The organism is Microbacterium sp. 77mftsu3.1 (genome assembly GCF_900100525.1).
Taxonomy (GTDB): Bacteria; Actinomycetota; Actinomycetes; order Actinomycetales; family Microbacteriaceae; genus Microbacterium; species Microbacterium aquilitoris.
In genome coordinates, this window is the sequence record NZ_FNCR01000001.1 from 674023 (window position 1) to 688796 (window position 14774).

At 70.9% G+C, this 14774-nt stretch carries 19 protein-coding genes, 1 tRNA gene and 1 riboswitch; of the genes, 8 read left to right on the forward strand and 12 right to left on the reverse strand.

Annotated features, from left to right (window positions below; all coding sequences use genetic code 11):
- Nucleotides 1–15: 15 nt before the first annotated feature.
- Both BLR68_RS03465 and BLR68_RS03470 read right to left on the reverse strand, forming a co-directional pair.
- A complete protein-coding gene (locus BLR68_RS03465; protein ID WP_256335305.1) occupies nucleotides 16–1188 on the reverse strand; it encodes a sensor histidine kinase in 1173 nt (390 codons plus the stop codon).
- A 79-nt stretch (nucleotides 1189–1267) separates the two neighbouring features.
- Entirely contained in the window at nucleotides 1268–2092 is an 825-nt protein-coding gene (locus tag BLR68_RS03470; protein WP_018188646.1) for a transglutaminase-like domain-containing protein, read from the reverse strand.
- Between the two features lie 84 nt (nucleotides 2093–2176).
- On the opposite strand from BLR68_RS03470, the gene BLR68_RS03475 reads away from it, so the two are divergent.
- Complete coding sequence (locus BLR68_RS03475; protein WP_018188647.1) at nucleotides 2177–2968, forward strand: SGNH/GDSL hydrolase family protein; 792 nt, start codon at nucleotides 2177–2179, stop codon at nucleotides 2966–2968.
- A 12-nt stretch (nucleotides 2969–2980) separates the two neighbouring features.
- Here BLR68_RS03475 and BLR68_RS03480 read toward each other — a convergent pair whose 3' ends face one another.
- A complete protein-coding gene (locus BLR68_RS03480; RefSeq protein ID WP_018188648.1) occupies nucleotides 2981–3625 on the reverse strand; it encodes an SDR family oxidoreductase in 645 nt (214 codons plus the stop codon).
- A 132-nt stretch (nucleotides 3626–3757) separates the two neighbouring features.
- Between BLR68_RS03480 and BLR68_RS03485 the strand changes: the two genes are divergently transcribed.
- On the forward strand, nucleotides 3758–4741 hold the full coding sequence (locus BLR68_RS03485) for a DUF2510 domain-containing protein (protein WP_018188649.1): 984 nt from the start codon (nucleotides 3758–3760) through the stop codon (nucleotides 4739–4741).
- Here BLR68_RS03485 and BLR68_RS03490 read toward each other — a convergent pair.
- A complete protein-coding gene (locus tag BLR68_RS03490) occupies nucleotides 4729–5454 on the reverse strand; it encodes an NUDIX hydrolase (protein ID WP_018188650.1) in 726 nt (241 codons plus the stop codon). The genes BLR68_RS03485 and BLR68_RS03490 overlap by 13 nt on opposite strands.
- 71 nt (nucleotides 5455–5525) lie before the next feature.
- Between BLR68_RS03490 and BLR68_RS03495 the strand changes: the two genes are divergently transcribed.
- Nucleotides 5526–5598 (forward strand) — tRNA-Arg (locus BLR68_RS03495).
- Between the two features lie 59 nt (nucleotides 5599–5657).
- Here the strand turns inward: BLR68_RS03495 and BLR68_RS17940 are convergent.
- The 3 genes from BLR68_RS17940 to BLR68_RS03505 form a co-directional block, all read right to left on the reverse strand.
- On the reverse strand, nucleotides 5658–5798 hold the full coding sequence (locus BLR68_RS17940; RefSeq protein WP_018188651.1) for a hypothetical protein: 141 nt from the start codon (nucleotides 5796–5798) through the stop codon (nucleotides 5658–5660).
- Between the two features lie 87 nt (nucleotides 5799–5885).
- The gene (locus tag BLR68_RS03500) at nucleotides 5886–6203 is read right to left on the reverse strand and encodes a DMT family transporter (RefSeq protein WP_026303029.1); all 318 of its coding nucleotides are present in this window, start codon (nucleotides 6201–6203) and stop codon (nucleotides 5886–5888) included.
- Between the two features lie 12 nt (nucleotides 6204–6215).
- A riboswitch (guanidine-III (ykkC-III) riboswitch) is annotated at nucleotides 6216–6279 on the reverse strand.
- A gap of 6 nt (nucleotides 6280–6285) precedes the next feature.
- Nucleotides 6286–7020 (reverse strand): tyrosine-protein phosphatase, encoded by a 735-nt coding sequence (locus tag BLR68_RS03505; RefSeq protein WP_018188653.1) that lies wholly within the window; start codon nucleotides 7018–7020, stop codon nucleotides 6286–6288.
- 100 nt (nucleotides 7021–7120) lie between these two features.
- Between BLR68_RS03505 and BLR68_RS03510 the strand changes: the two genes are divergently transcribed.
- Together BLR68_RS03510 and BLR68_RS03515 are read left to right on the forward strand one after the other, a co-directional pair.
- Entirely contained in the window at nucleotides 7121–7303 is a 183-nt protein-coding gene (locus tag BLR68_RS03510; RefSeq protein WP_018188654.1) for a hypothetical protein, read from the forward strand.
- A 21-nt stretch (nucleotides 7304–7324) separates the two neighbouring features.
- Nucleotides 7325–7888, forward strand: a complete 564-nt coding sequence (locus BLR68_RS03515) for a GNAT family N-acetyltransferase (RefSeq protein ID WP_018188655.1) — start codon at nucleotides 7325–7327, stop codon at nucleotides 7886–7888.
- Between the two features lie 11 nt (nucleotides 7889–7899).
- Here BLR68_RS03515 and BLR68_RS17945 read toward each other — a convergent pair whose 3' ends face one another.
- Complete coding sequence (locus BLR68_RS17945) at nucleotides 7900–8055, reverse strand: hypothetical protein (RefSeq protein WP_018188656.1); 156 nt, start codon at nucleotides 8053–8055, stop codon at nucleotides 7900–7902.
- 88 nt (nucleotides 8056–8143) lie between these two features.
- Nucleotides 8144–8626 (reverse strand): pyridoxamine 5'-phosphate oxidase family protein, encoded by a 483-nt coding sequence (locus tag BLR68_RS03520; RefSeq protein WP_018188657.1) that lies wholly within the window; start codon nucleotides 8624–8626, stop codon nucleotides 8144–8146.
- A gap of 121 nt (nucleotides 8627–8747) precedes the next feature.
- Between BLR68_RS03520 and BLR68_RS03525 the strand changes: the two genes are divergently transcribed.
- Complete coding sequence (locus tag BLR68_RS03525; protein WP_018188658.1) at nucleotides 8748–9248, forward strand: hypothetical protein; 501 nt, start codon at nucleotides 8748–8750, stop codon at nucleotides 9246–9248.
- A gap of 12 nt (nucleotides 9249–9260) precedes the next feature.
- Here the strand turns inward: BLR68_RS03525 and BLR68_RS03530 are convergent, their stop codons facing one another.
- The 3 genes from BLR68_RS03530 to BLR68_RS03540 are packed head-to-tail and all read right to left on the reverse strand — an operon-like array spanning nucleotide 9261 to nucleotide 11751.
- Nucleotides 9261–10112, reverse strand: coding sequence for a CPBP family glutamic-type intramembrane protease (locus tag BLR68_RS03530; RefSeq protein ID WP_018188659.1), 852 nt, complete (start codon nucleotides 10110–10112; stop codon nucleotides 9261–9263).
- On the reverse strand, nucleotides 10112–10858 hold the full coding sequence (gene trmB, locus BLR68_RS03535) for a tRNA (guanosine(46)-N7)-methyltransferase TrmB (RefSeq protein ID WP_018188660.1): 747 nt from the start codon (nucleotides 10856–10858) through the stop codon (nucleotides 10112–10114). Before trmB ends, BLR68_RS03530 begins: the two co-directional genes overlap by 1 nt.
- 59 nt (nucleotides 10859–10917) lie before the next feature.
- Complete coding sequence (locus BLR68_RS03540) at nucleotides 10918–11751, reverse strand: DUF3097 family protein (protein WP_018188661.1); 834 nt, start codon at nucleotides 11749–11751, stop codon at nucleotides 10918–10920.
- Between the two features lie 183 nt (nucleotides 11752–11934).
- Here BLR68_RS03540 and BLR68_RS03545 point away from each other — a divergent pair, with 183 nt between their 5' ends.
- A complete protein-coding gene (locus BLR68_RS03545; RefSeq protein WP_018188662.1) occupies nucleotides 11935–13917 on the forward strand; it encodes a TPM domain-containing protein in 1983 nt (660 codons plus the stop codon).
- 62 nt (nucleotides 13918–13979) lie between these two features.
- Nucleotides 13980–14714, forward strand: a complete 735-nt coding sequence (locus BLR68_RS03550; protein WP_018188663.1) for a PspA/IM30 family protein — start codon at nucleotides 13980–13982, stop codon at nucleotides 14712–14714.
- Nucleotides 14715–14774 lie beyond the last annotated feature (60 nt).

Consider the following 14774-nt stretch of genomic DNA (forward strand, 5'->3'; position numbering starts at 1 on the left):
CGTTTCAGGGGGTCCTCACGCCGACGGCAGGACCACCCAGACGCGGGCACCGCCGGAGGGCGACTCGTCGATGCCCATGCGGCCGCCGTGGGACTGGACGATCCGATTGCACGTGGCGAGGCCGATGCCGAAGCCGGGGACGTCGACGTTCGATCCTCGCTCGAGCGGCTCGAACACGAGGTCCCGCTCGGCGACCGGGACGCCCGGGCCGTTGTCGTCGACCGTGATCCGTACACCCGCGGCCACTGTTCCGACCGACACCGTGATCGCCGGCGCGCGTCCGCCGGCGCCCGCGAACTTCACGGCGTTGCCGACGAGGTTCTGCAGCAGGACGCCGAGGAGGGTCGGATCGGCGGGCACGGGGACGGATGCGTCGACCGTCACGTCGGCGCCGTTGTCGAGGCCGGCGGTCCTCAGGTCGTCCATCGTCGAGGCGATCAGCGGACCGACCTCGACCGCGGTGCGGCGGATCGGCGCACCGCCGACGCTCGCGTAGTCGAGGAGACGGGCGATCATGCCGGACATGCGGTCGGCGACGGACTCGGCGCGAGCGAGTGCGCGAGACGCCGCGGGGGTCTCGGCGACCTCGGGCACCTCGGAGGCGAGCTCGATGTACCCGGTCAGGGCCGTGAGAGGGTTCCGGAGGTCGTGCGCGACCTGTGCCGCGAAGTTCTCGAGCTGCTCGTTCGACTCGCCGAGTTCCCGGGTCAGGCGGCGCAGCTCGAGGACGTCGACGATCTGATGGGCGATGAGGGCGAGGGCGGCGCTCTCGTCCTCCGGCATCTCGCGGGGTACGTCATCGAAGATGCAGATGGTGCCGATCGGGACGCCCATCGGGGTGATGAGGGGGCTCGAGGCGTAGAAACGCACGTTGGCGACCTCACCGGTCACGAACGGGTTGGCGGCGAAGCGCTCGTCGAGAGCCGCGTCGCTGACGACGGTGTGCCCCGGCTTGCGGAACACGACGGCGCACATCGAATCCTCACGGCTGCAGACAGCCGGCTCGATCCCGACGGCAGCGATCTGATGCTGGAAGCGATCGTCGATGATGTTGATCACGGCGGTGGGGACCCCGCACACCGTGGCGGCCAACTGGACGAGGCCCTGCAGGTCGGGCTCGGGGGCTCCCCCGAGCACGCCGTACTCCTCGATGATGGCGCGTCTGATCGCATCGTCGGCGGTTGTCACGTTCAGCTCCCCCATGTGTTGTGCCCCACCCTAATCATCAGAACGGCCCGAGCCACCGTGCGGCGATGTCCCATGACGCTCAGGCCAGCGCGACGAGGCTCGCGCGATCGTCCCGGAGTGGATCGGATGCCGCCTCGGGGTCCGCGTCGTCCGCTTCGACGCGTGCGTCGACGAACATCCGTCGGAGGCCCAGATTGGCGCCGTAGTAGCTGAGGAACGCGCAGTCGGCGGCATCCCTTCCCGTCGAGATCCGGACCAGGCCCCGACGGTTGGACAGTCGTGTGGCGTCGACGACCAGCCAGCGCCCGTCGATCCACGCCTCCGCGACCGCGTGGAAGTCCATCGGCACGAGGCCGGGCGCGTAGCAGGCGACGTACCGGGCGGGCACGTCCATCGCCCGCAGGAGCGCGATCACCAGGTGCGCGTAGTCGCGGCAGACGCCCGTCCCGCTCGCAAGCGTGGTGACGGCCGAGTCCGTGCCGAGCGACAGCCCCGGCGAGTAGGTGACGGTCTCGGCGACGAACGCCTCGACGGCGACGAGGAGGTCCGTTCCCCGAAGCCCCCCGAACTGGCGGCGCGCCTGCGCGAACACCGAGTCCGACGGCGCGTACCGGCTGGGGCGGAGGTAGACCGCGGTATCGAGAGCGCTGGCGGGCTGCGGCGCCGCGCTCCCCACGACGCGGGCGTCGTAGGACACCCGAACCGGGCCCGCGTCGACCCGGAGGCGGTGGAGGCGTGTGCCTGCGGCATCCGTCATCACCGTCGGGACGAGCACGCGACCGTCCCGCTCGAGGCGGAGATCCTCGTGGACGACCGGCACGCCGTCGGCCACGGCGATCGAGAGGATGAGGTCGAGCTCCCCTTCGACGTCGAGATCGAGTTCGGCTCGGACGACACGCTGCACCGGGCAATCCTCGCACGCGGACGACATGTGTCGGCCAGGTGAACAGTGGCACAGACACCGCCGATGATCGCTTACCCTCGTCGCATGGGGTCTGATCGTCGCGCGCGTAACTGGGGGCTGAGCATCGTCGCCGGCGGCGTGGCGGCGATCGTCGCTCTCGCCGCATGGCAACCCTGGCGCACGACGCCGCGCGTGGAGGCAGCGACCTCTGTCGGCGCCGTCGCCGAGGTCGAGCCCCTGTCCATCCCGGCCGACGCCGACGTGCTCGTGTTCGGGGATTCCTGGACATACGGATCGGCGGCGACTCTTCCGACCGAGGGCTACGCGTACCGCCTGGGCTGGCTGAGCGGCTGGAACGTCACGGTCGACGGCGTCCGCGGATCGGGATACATGAGACCCGGCTACGACGGACCGGACTTCCGCCGCCGCGCAGAGGCGCTCGATCCCGCCGCTGACTACGACCTCATCATCATCCAGGGGTCCATCAACGACCGCCTTCAGGGCGAGCGCGGGTACCGCGAGGCCGTGGATGCCACGTGGGACACCTTCGAGCGTCTCTACCCCCGCGCGCAGATCGTGATCTTCGGCCCGACGCCCCACGAGTTCCCCGTCGACGAAGGGACCGCCCGCATCGACGCCGACCTCGAGGCCGCCGCGGACGCCCGCCACTGGTGGTACGTCTCGCCCCTGCAGGAGCAGTGGCTGACCCCGGCGAACTACCTCGAGATGATCGACACCGGCGCGGGCCGCAAACACCCCTCCGACCGGGGCCACGAGTACCTCGCCGAGAAGCTGTTCGCGGCCCTCACCGAGCGCAGTGCGACGACGGATGCCGGTGCGACCCGCGACGACGCACCGGAACCCGTCGGCCCCTGACCGCGGTGCGGCTCAGGCCCGGATCGCCTCGGCGATCCGCTGGTCGCCGCTGTTGAACGAGATCGTCCGGCCGATCGTGGTCGGATCCGCCAGGGCGGCGGCAATCACGGCGGCGACGTCCGCCCGCGACACCGACGTGCCCTTGTCGGCATCTGCGTCGATCCGACCGGTGGGGTCGTCGAGCGTCAGAGCGGACGGGGCGAGGATCGTCCAGTCGAGGTCCGCACCGCGAAGGTGCTCATCGGCCGCGGCCTTCGATTCCGCATACGCGAAGAAGTCGTCGGAGGGGTCGACGCCGTGGTCGGGTCCGGCGCCGAAGTACGACACCATGACGTACCGGCGCGCCTCGGCGGCGACCGCCGCGTCGATGGAACGGATCGCGGCATCCCGGTCGACCGCATAGGTCCGCTCCGGCGAGCCGCCACCCGCGCCCGCCGACCACACGACCGCGTCGCTGTCGGCGAGGAGTTCCGTGATGGCGTCGGTGTCGGATGCCGCGACATCGGCGACGAGGGCGGTCGCGCCCGTCCGCTCGACGTCGTCGCGGTGGTCGGGGTTGCGGATGACGGAGGTCACCTGGTGCCCCGCGTCGACGAGGAGGGGGGCGAGCAGCAGGCCGACTTTTCCGTGTCCGCCGATGATCGTGATGGTTGCCATAGGGAGGTTCCTTTCGTCAATCCCCGACGCTACGGTGGACGGCCGCAGATGCTCGTCCCCTTGCGCTTGTACCCTCGACGTGGAAGGCGGCACCGTCCGCGTTCCGTTCGCATCGACGAGGGGGATCCAGACGTGAGCGAGACGACGCCAGCCGGCTGGTACCCGGCACCGCATGCCGGCAACGAACTGCGCTATTGGGATGGATCGGCCTGGCACGCGGCGCCCGCCTACCTGCCCGCCTCCCCCGCTCCCGGCGCGCCTGTGCCTCCGCCCGCGGTCCCGCCGTATGCGAACTCGGCGCCCGGCACGCCTCCGGTGTATTCGGGGTATCCGGGCTACTCGACGGCGCCGTATGCGCCGCCGAAGCAGCAGGGGCTGGCCATCGCCGCGCTCTCGATCGGCATCGCGGCGATGATCTTCGCCTGGATCCCCTTCTTCGGGCTCCTGGTCGCGATCACGGGATCGGTCTTCGGGATCATGGCCCTCGTGCGGCGTCAGCCGAAGGGGCTGTCGGTGACGGGGACCGTCCTGTCGGGGCTCGCCCTCGTCTGGTCGGCGCTCGTGACCTTCTCGATCGCGGCGCTCATCTGGTTCCCGGCGACCTCCTCCTCCGAGGACGACTACGGCACCGCGGACCCCCTCCCCGAAGCGTCTCCCTCGGCCCCCGGCATCCAGCCCTACGCGCCCGAGAGCGGTCCCGGTTCGATAGACGATCCCCTCCCGCTCCCCTACGTGTCGGAGTCCTCGATCGGCGAGGAGTACTCGGCCGACATCCGGATCGTCAACGACGACGCGACGAACGAGGTCCTGTCGTGGAACTCGTACAACGGCGCCGCGATCGACGGGCAGCGGTACGTCCTCGTCGAGATGACGGTGACCGGACTCGACCCGTACGGTGTCTCCGCCACCTTCCCGACCTATGACCTGGCCCTGGCCACACCCGACGGGGCGGTGTACCCGAACGCCTTCGTGGTGGGTGACGACGACACGACGCTCCTCCGGGATTCCGGGATGATCGACGAAGGCGAGAAGGTGACCGGCCTGGTCGCCTACCTCGTCCCCGAGGACGCGACCGATCTGCTGCTGACGGACTACGCGAACTACTACGCGTTCTGATCCGGCAGGAGGATCACCCGGTCGCGGTCCCAGGGCTCCGTCCACCCGAGGCGCGAGAACAGGCCGTCGAGGATCATCGCGGTGAACCCCCACACGAGCCTCTCGCCGCGCGCCGTGGGGATGAGGAAGGCGGGGCCTCGGAACTCGCCGCGATCGGTCCTGATGACGGTCACGCCGCGGTGCGCGGGGTCGAGCAGGTCGGCGACGGGTGCGCGGAACACGTCCGCCGACTCGGCTTCGTCGACGACGCCGACGGCGGACGGGCGACGCCACCAGGCGAGCACCGGAGTGACGAGGTGCCGGGAGAACTCGAGCGGGATCGGGTCGAGCGCGCCGAGGATCTCCACGCCGTCGACGTCCAGGCCGGTCTCCTCCCGCGCTTCGCGGAGGGATGCCGCGATGACGTCGGCGTCGCCGGGATCGACGCGTCCGCCCGGGAACGCGACCTGACCGGGATGCGCGCGCAGGGTCTCGGCGCGGGAGAGGAGCAGGACGTCCAGGTCGCGGGAGATCGCACCGACGGGATGTTCCCGATCGGCGGGGACGTCGTCGAGGACGCCGAAGAGGATCAGGACGGCGGCGGGCCGCGCTCCCGGCACCGCCGGCATCCCGCGGAGGACCTCGAACCCGGGCTGCGGGGCGCCGCTCGCGACCGATGCGACCAGGTCGATCAGCTGCGCCCGCGCGGCGGGGACGGGCGCGGAAGACGTCATGCAGCCAGGCTATGCGACGGGTCGACGGTGGGCGCGAGGGCCGCCGCACCGGTGATAGTCTCGATCGGTACGCCTCCGTAGCTCAGGGGATAGAGCGTTGGTTTCCGGTACCAGAAGTCGGGGGTTCGAATCCCTCCGGGGGCACAGTGAATCGAAGGGGACTCGGCATCAGCCGGGTCCCCTTCGACGTTCCCGCGTACGGATCAGTCGGTCTCGTCGGCGTCGGGATCGACAGGATGACCGAACGGCGGGATGCCGCCGGGCACCGCGCCGTCGTGGGTGGGGAGCTCCACATCGGGCCCCTCGTAGGCGTTGTCGTCGGTGCTGCGCTCGTCGCCTGACATGTCGTCCTCCGTGGTCGGTGTCGTCTGCGTGGAGCCGACGCTAACGTCCCGCGCCGCGCGATCGCTCGGGGTTGACAGCTCGGGGCTTCAGTCCGAGACGAGCTTCAGTCCGACGATGCAGGCGACGAGGCCGAGGACCAGCAATACCTTCACGAGGGAGACCGATTCCGCCCCGGTCACCATCGCCCAGACCACGGTGAGGGTCGCGCCGATGCCGACCCAGACGGCATAGCCGGTGCCGGTCGGGATGTCGCGAAGCGCGAAGGCGAGGCCGCCCATGCTGGCGACGAGAGCCACGGCGAAGACGACGGTGGGCCACAGCTTGGTGAAGCCTTCGGAACGGCCGAGTGCCGTCGCCCACACGGCTTCGAGGACCCCGGCGATGATGAGAACGATCCATGACACGATCACTGACCCCCTGGCCAGTCTTGTCGCTCACCGGGTACTGAACCCTCGTCCGGGGGCCATGTCGTGGCCCGCTGCGAGTCTACCGATCGACGCTGGACAGGTCCGGTGCCGGTGCGACGGTGCCGCGCCAGGTCGTCACCACCTCGACGGCGCGAGCGTCGAGGTGAGTGCGCAGCCAGGGGTCGAGGTCGAGTCCACGCCACATGGCGCGGAACGCCGATTCCGGGGTGTGACCGAAGCGGGCCAGCACGGCGCGGCGCTCGTCGACCTCGAACGAGCGGGCGTGGAGGTCGGCCATCGTCGGGGCGTTGGCGAACGACGCGAGGTAGTCGCCTGCCGCGGCATCCTCCGTCGCACCGACAGCCTTGAGGAGGACCGCCGCGACCAGGCCGGTGCGATCCCACCCGGCGCCGCAGTGGAACAGCACCGCTCCGTCAGGCGCCTGCGCGATCGCGTCGAGGACACCGGCGAGCCGATGCGGCAGCTCGGCGAGGTGGTCCGCGTAGTAGAGCGGGGTCCCCCACTGACCGTCGCTCTCGCGGGACGCCCAGAAGTCGCGCTCGTCACCGTCGAGATCGACCTGGTGACGGACGATGTCGGCGGGAACCTCGCCGCTCGTCTCTTCGGGCCGGCGCAGGTCGATGACCGTCCGCACCCCGTGAGCGCGCAGGCGATCCCACCCCGCGTTGCTCACGCGGTCGAGCGTCTCCGCCCGGATGAAGACCCCCGTCGGGGTGCGCGAGCCGTCTCGGCGTTCGAGGCCGCCCAGCTCCCTCGCGTTGGCGAGCCCATCGATGTCGAGTCGTGTCGGCATGGCCCGATCCTGCCATGATGACGCAACATCATCCCGAAGGATGACGCCCTCGAACCCCAGGGCTGATGCCGACGAACGCGCCGGTTCGTAGCGTCGAGACATGGCTACCGCGACACTCTCGACCACCCCGCACTCCCGCTCGCACGGAGCAACCACGACCCGCGCCGCCGTGCTGTCAGTGCTCGGCACCATCCTCGCGATCGGGATCGCGGCGACGAGCCTGCTCATCGTTCCCGTCGCCCTCGCGGTCGCCTTCGGCCCGTCACTGCTCTCGCACTTCTGATCAGCTGGCAGGATGCCGGAGATGCCCATCCTCCTGCGCCCCTGGACCCCCGACGATGCCGACGACCTCAGCCGCGCCGCTCGCGCCGGCCACGATCTCGCGTCGCAGTTCGGCGGCACCGACCTGACCGATGCCTCTGCGGCGCGGAGCTTCATCGAGCGCATCCTGCGCTTCGATGACGCCGCGAAGAACTGGGCGATCGAGGTCGACGGCCATGCGGTCGGGAACGTCGCGGCCACCGGCATCGAGTTCCGCCACCAGACGGCGTGGATGTCGTACTGGCTCGCCCCCGCCGCCCGCGGGCAGGGGGTCGCGGCCCGCGCTCTCGTCCGCGTCAGCGAATGGGCGTTCGACGCCGGGCTCCACCGGCTGGAACTCGGTCACCGGGTGAACAACCCGGCATCCTGCCGCGTCGCGCATGCCGCGGGATACCTCGCTGAGGGTGTCGAGCGCGAGAAGCTCCGCTACGGCGATGAGCGATACGACGTCGAAACCCACGCCCGGTTGGCCACCGACCCGCGCCCGCCGGAACGAGGAACCGCCGTCGCGCTGAGGACCGAGGTCCCCGCACGACGGCGGTCCTGACGTCGGGAGGCTCAGCCGCCCGAGGGGTTCTCGATGGGAGTCCCGTCCTCGTCCGTCGTCACCGGCGGGTTCTCATCGGGCGAGCCGCCCGATGCGGTGTCCGCCTCGGACTGGTCGTCGGGGACACCGTGGGTGTTGTGCTCGTCCGAGCCGTTCGTGTCGCTCATCGCGGTCCTTCCGGTCGCTGTCGGTCACGTGAGGACGACGGTACGCAGGCCGCCGCCGCGGGCAGAGGGCCTTGACAGCCGCATCCGATCAGAGATCGACGGTGTCGTTGCGACCCTCGTAGGGCTCCCCCGTCACCTTCGACTTGACGAGGCTGATGATCGAGGCGACCGCGCCGCCCGGGCTGCTCCAGTACTCCCCCGACGCGGCGTCGATCTTCAGGAGCGTCACGTTCGGGTCCTCCGGACCGTCGGGGAACCACGCCTCGACGGCGGGCGACCAGTACTCGCGCAGACGCTCGAGGTCGTCCACGACCTCGGCGTCGCCGGCGAGCGACACCCAGGCGTCGTTCGTGCTCAGCGCGACGCCGACCGAGGGGCGCGCCGCGACGTGCGCCACGACCGACGAGTCGCGACCGACGATGAACCACAGGTCTCCGTCGAACTCCCGGTCCTGCACCGTCAACGGGCGAGCGACGTGCGCCCCCTCCTCGTTCATCGTCGTGACCATCGCGAAGCGGAACTTCGGCAGCAGGTCGATGAGCGTCGCGTGCGGATCCTTCTCGGTGGCCATGGGGCCCTCCTTCGTCTCCGCGTCAGGCTCGCACCGGCGCGGGCCGCGCCCGCGGGGCTTGACAGCCGTGTCGTCTGGGAGGACGGATGCGGCGTCGCGGGGGATGTGCCAGGTTTGCCGTATGTCGCTGTCACCGCACCGTACCCTCGTCGCTGCCGTCGGCACGGCCGCCGTCGCGGCGTACGCCGTTGTCCTCGTGCTGCAGATCTGCGTCTGGAACCCGCTGGCCGCCGTCCCCGGGTCATCCCTCGCCGAAATCGGCTCGCAGGCCGCGACGCGAGGTGAGTCGGTCTTCACGCCCGCACCCTGGGTCTTCGCCGCCATCGGGGTGGCCCTCGCCGTCGCCGTCCTGGTCCTCTCCGTCGTCGCGCGCCGCACGTCGACCGCCGGTGTCGCCGCGGGCTACCTCGCCCTCATCGCCGCCGGCGCGCCTGCATACTTCGTGGCGTCCTTCGGTCCGGGGATGGCCTTGGCCGACGCGTTCGGGATCAGCGGTGGCGATCACGCTCCCGGGGGTTCCGTGCTCATGGTGGCGAGTGGAACCGCCGCGGTCGTACTCGCCGTGTGGGGCGTCGCGCTCGCGACCTCGTCGCGCACCGTCGCGCCCGCGATCAGGGTCTGAGCGCCGACGCGATCAGGGCGCGGGAACCAGGAAGATCGCGTCGAGCAGCCCCGGGTTGTGGGCGTGGACCAGGACGGCGAAGACGACCGCGTCGAACAGCAGGTGGACCGTCACGACGTACGCGAGGGACTTCGTCCGTAGGAAGATGATCGCCTGCAGGAGGGCGAACGGGATCGTCAGCGCCGGCCCCCACGCGCGGTAGCCGAGCTCCCACAGGAACGAGACGAAGACGATCGCCTGGAAGACGTTCGCGGTCGCATCCGCGAAGTGTCGCCGCAGCAGTGCGAAGCAGGTGCAGATGAAGAACAGCTCGTCCCAGATGCCGACGGCCCCGACGCCGACGAACAGGCGGGCGATGAGGTCGGGGGTGTCGACGACGGGCCAGTTCTCGTAGACGCCCGAGGTGATGAAGTAGAACGGCAGCAGCAGCCACCCGAGCACGAGGACGGCGACGAGCCACGCCCACTGCCACCCCGTCCAGCGACCGCCGCCCCGCCACGGGAACCGGATGGCGTGGTCGCGGTAGACGAATCGCGACACCAGATACGGCACCAGCACCGCCCCGCCGAGGGCGAGCGTGAACCGGATCATGGCCGCGTTGTCGAGCTCCGCCTTCAGTGGGATGACGCTGACGATCAGCAGGCCGAGGGCGATGAGCGAGAGGTCGCGGGTGATCGACGGGCCGGATGCCGCGGCATCCCGTCGTTCGATGATCACCGCGACGGCGAGGCCCGTGGCCAGGAGCAGCCAGCCGAGCCAGGGCGTCAGCAGCACGAAGAAGGCGGGCGCCGCGAGGCACACGAGGAGCGCCGGCACGACGCGCACGTCGACGAGCGGTCGCGCCCCCGTCGCCGCGCGCACCATCACGCCGACCGCGGGCGGCGGCGGTAGGTCAGGTCGCGGATGTCCCGGCCCTTCGCGATGCCCTTCCGCTCGAACGCGGTCATGATGCGGCCGTCGAAACGGTCGGCCCACTCCCCCTCGAACGACGCCTCGAAGTCGGCGGCATCCGCGAGCACGTCGCGCATCTGCAGCGCGTAGTCCTCCCAGTCGGTCGCCAGCCGCAAGATCCCGCCGTCGCGCAGGGCGCGGGCCGCGAGCGCGGGGAAGCCGTCCGCGATGAGGCGGCGCTTGTTGTGCTTGTTCTTGTGCCACGGGTCGGGGAAGAAGATCCAGACCTCGTCGACGGATGCCTCTGGCAGCAGGTGCTCGAGGACCTCGGGCGCGTTCGCCTCGACGAGTCGGAGGTTCCGGACCCCCTCACGATCCGCGTCGAGCATCGTGCGGGCCAGTCCCGCCCGGAACACCTCGACCGCGATGAAGTCGCGCTCCGGCGACTGCCCGGCGGCGTGCACGATCGCGTGCCCCTGACCCGAGCCGATCTCGACGACGAGCGGCGCGTCCCGACCGAACTCGGCGACCGGGTCGATCGTCGAACCGGGACGAATGCTGGTGGCCGCGGCATCCCGTTCCACCTCGAGCAGATATGTGCTCGAGAGGTCGTCCCAGGCACGCTCCTGCGCATCGCTCATCCGGCCGCTCCGACGCACGAACGAGACCGGCTTGTCGCGGAAGCGCGGCGCGGACTCGGGCGCGTCGGGATCGGGCATGCGACCAGGGTATCCCGCGGTGTCCGGGGTCCCCGCGGGCCTGCCTCGACGTCGCCCGCTCATGAGGTCACGAAATCGATGAGTTCCTCGACGCGGCCGAGAAGGGCGGGGTCGAGGTCGCGGAAAGTCGTAACCGAGGCGAGGATGCGCTGCCAGTTCTCGGCGATGTCGGTCTGGTCCTCGGCCGGCCAGCCGAGGGCGCGGCTGACGCCCTTCTTCCACTCGATCCCCCGCGGGACCTCGGGCCAGGCGGCGATGCCGAGGGCGCGCGGCGTGACGCACTGCCACACGTCGATGTAGGGATGGCCGACGATCTTCAGGTGCGGGCCGTGCGGCCCACGGAGGATCTGCTCGGCGATCCGCGTCTCCTTCGAGCCGGGGACGAGATGGTCGACGAGGACCCCGTAGCGACGCTCGGCACTCGGCGGCTCGGCGCGGAGCAGGTCCTCGAGCAGGTCGACGCCCTGCAGGTACTCGACGACGACGCCCTCGATGCGGAGGTCGGCGCCCCAGACCTTCTCGACGAGTTCCGCGTCGTGACGCCCCTCGACGAGGATCCGCGACGCCCGTGCGACGCGGGCGCGGGCCTGCGGGTCGGCGAACGAGCCGGATGCTGTGCGCGTGCGGCCGGCGGGAGCGGCGGCGCGCGGGGGGACGAGCTGGACCGGCTTGCCGTCGACGAGGAAGCCGCCGCCGATCGGGAACAGCCGCACGCGGCCGTGCCGGTCCTCGAGCTCGACGTGTCCCGCGGTCACGCCCGTCACCGCGCCGACGAAGTCGTCGAGGGCGACCTCGACGACGAGGCCCCTCTCGGCGGGCACCGTCGTCACCGTCGGCCGTCCCTTGTCGCGCCATCCCGCAGCGAGCACGTCGCCGCCGTACCGATCGTCCACAGGTTCCTCCAAACGCCCGGATACCTCCCGAAACCTCGGGAAGCCTAGATGAGCAACGCAAAGGGAACGCACAGGCGCTCCGACGGCAACCCGGTATCGAGACATACGAGCCGCGGCATAGACTCGCGACAAGCGGTTACGACCGCCGAGTGACTCACCGAGCGACTCCCGGAGGACCCACCGATGCGATCTCGACTGACGTCCGTCGTCGCGGTCTCGCTCGCGGTCCTGGTCGGCTCCCTGGGATTCGCGGTGCCGGTGTCGGCGACCGAGCCCGTCACCCTCGGCGACGGTCGCGTGTGGGATCAGGCCGACGTCCTGACCGACGCGCAGGAGGCGAACCTCGACGCTCACCTGGAACGACTCACGGCTGACACGGGCCTCGACCTCTGGGTCGTCTATGTCGACAGGTTCACCAGCCCGACCAGCGCCGAGAAATGGGCCTCCGACACCGCCGAGCTCAACAACCTCGGTCCGGACCAGTACCTCCTCGCGGTCGCCACCGAGGGTCGCGCCTACTACCTCTCCTCAGATTCGTCCGGCCCCGTCTCCGACGACCGGATCACGGCGATCGAGCAGGACCGCGTGCTCCCCGCTCTGCAGCAGGAGGACTGGGCCGGTGCGGGCATCGCCGCAGCGGACGGACTCGCCGATACCCGCTCCGGCGGGGGCGGAGGCGTCATCTGGGTCGTGGTGATCGTCGCCGCGATCCTCGGTGCGCTTCTCGTGTGGGCGCTCGTGCGCAGACGCCGCGCCGCCGCGGGTGGATCGTCCGGCTCGCGACCGGTCCCGCTCGAGGAACTCGAACGGCAGGCCGGTGCCGCCCTCGTCCAGACGGACGACGCAATGACCACGAGTGCACAGGAACTCGGCTTCGCGAAAGCGGAGTTCGGAGATGCCGCGACCGCCGAGTTCGAGCAGGCGATCGCGGCGGCGCGCACCTCTCTGGACCGCGCCTTCGCGCTGCAGCAGCAGATGGACGACGACGTCCCCGACTCCCCCGAGCAGCGCCGCGCCTGGTACGGCGAGATCCTCGACCTCTGCCGGAGCGCCTCGGCGACCCTCGCCGAGAAGTCCGACGCGTTCGACGCGCTGCGCGATCTCGCGAAGAACGCACCTGAGGCCCTCGCGCGCGTTCAGCAGCTGCGGGCCGATGCGGGCACCCGACTCGAGGGTGTCGACGCCCGTCTCGCGCAGCTGCGCGCGAACTACCGAGCGGACGCCCTCGCCGCCGTGGCGGACAACGCCGCGCAGGCCCGCGATCGACTGAGTTTCGCCGATGCCCGTCTGACGGAGGCCCAGAGCGAGGTCGCGGCAGGCGACGGTGCGGCGGCGGCCGTCGGCATCCGTGCCGCGGAGCAGGCCGTCGATCAGGCGTCGCGCCTGCAGGAGGCGATCGAGAAGCTGGCCGCCGACCTCGCCGACGCCGAACGGGGCGGGGCCGCCCTCGTCACCGAACTCGACGCCGACCTCGCCGCGGCAGCCGCGACCCCCGACCCGGACTCGCGCCTCGCACCGGTCATCGCGTCGACGCGCCAGAACCTCGACGCCGCCCGCGAGAGGCTGACGGGCAGCGCGCGCGACCCGCTGTCCGCCGTCGCCCTCCTCGAACACGCGAACGCCGCGATCGACGGCGCGCTCGGCGAGGTGCGCGACGCGCAGCAGCGCGCCGACCGTGCCCGCAGCGTCCTGTCGCAGACCCTCCTGCAGGCGAAGGCCCAGGTCTCCGCCGCCGAGGACTTCATCAGCGCCCGCCGAGGCGCCGTCGGCGCGACCGCGCGGACCCGTCTCGCCGAGGCGGGTGCGGCCCTCGTCCAGGCGACGCAGCTGCAGCAGAGCGATCCCGAGCGCGCCCTCGATCTCGCGCATCGTGCCGCCGCGCTGGCCGGCGAGGCGATGCAGCGCGCACAGGGCGACGTCGGATCGTTCGCCGGCGGCGGAAACACTGGCGGCGGGGGCGACTTCGGCGGCATGCTGGGCGGCATCATCCTCGGCTCCCTTCTGGGCGGCGGCGGATCGGGACGCTCCTCCGGTGGATTCGGCGGCGGCTTCGGCGGTTCGTCGTCGCGGCGCAGTGGCGGATTCGGCGGCGGCGGGTTCGGCGGCGGCTCGATCGGACGCAGCAGCGGCGGATCCCGTTCGCGACGAGGCGGAGGCCGATTCTGATCTTCCGGCGCCGCACCTCACAGACCTCGACAGCACGACCTCTCGTATCGAAAGGAAACCCGATGGCAAAGCAGTCCATCTTCGGCCGCATCTCCACCCTCATGAAGGCGAACATCAACGCCCTCCTCGACTCCGCCGAGGACCCGCAGAAGATGCTCGACCAGCTCGTGCGCGACTACACGAACAACATCGCCGACGCCGAGACCGCCATCGCCGAGACCATCGGCAACCTGCGCCTGCTCGAGCGCGACCACGACGAAGACGTGAAGGCCGCCGCCGAGTGGGGCAACAAGGCCATCGCCGCCAGCCGCAAGGCCGACGAGCTGCGCTCCGCCGGGAACACGACGGATGCCGACAAGTTCGACAACCTCGCCAAGATCGCCCTGCAGCGACAGATCAGCGAGGAGAACGAGGCCCGGGCGATCGCCCCGTCCATCGCGTCGCAGACCGAGGTCGTCGACAAGCTCAAGGACGGCCTCAACGGCATGAAGCAGAAGCTCGACCAGCTTCGCTCGAAGCGCTCCGAGCTGCTCGCCCGCGCCAAGACGGCCGAGGCCCAGAACAAGGTGCACGACGCCGTCAAGTCGATCGACGTGCTCGACCCGACCAGCGAGCTCGGCCGCTTCGAGGACAAGGTCCGCCGCCAGGAGGCCCTCGCCGCCGGCAAGGCCGAGATCGCCGCCTCGACGATCGACGCGCAGTTCAACCAGCTCGAGGACCTCGGCGAGCTCACCGAGGTCGAGGCGCGCCTGGCCGCACTGAAGACCGGCGGCAACGCCGGCGCGATCGAGCAGTAAGCACCGCACGCGAGACGCGGCGCCGGGCCCACGGGTCCGGCGCCGCCGTGCTCCCCCCGG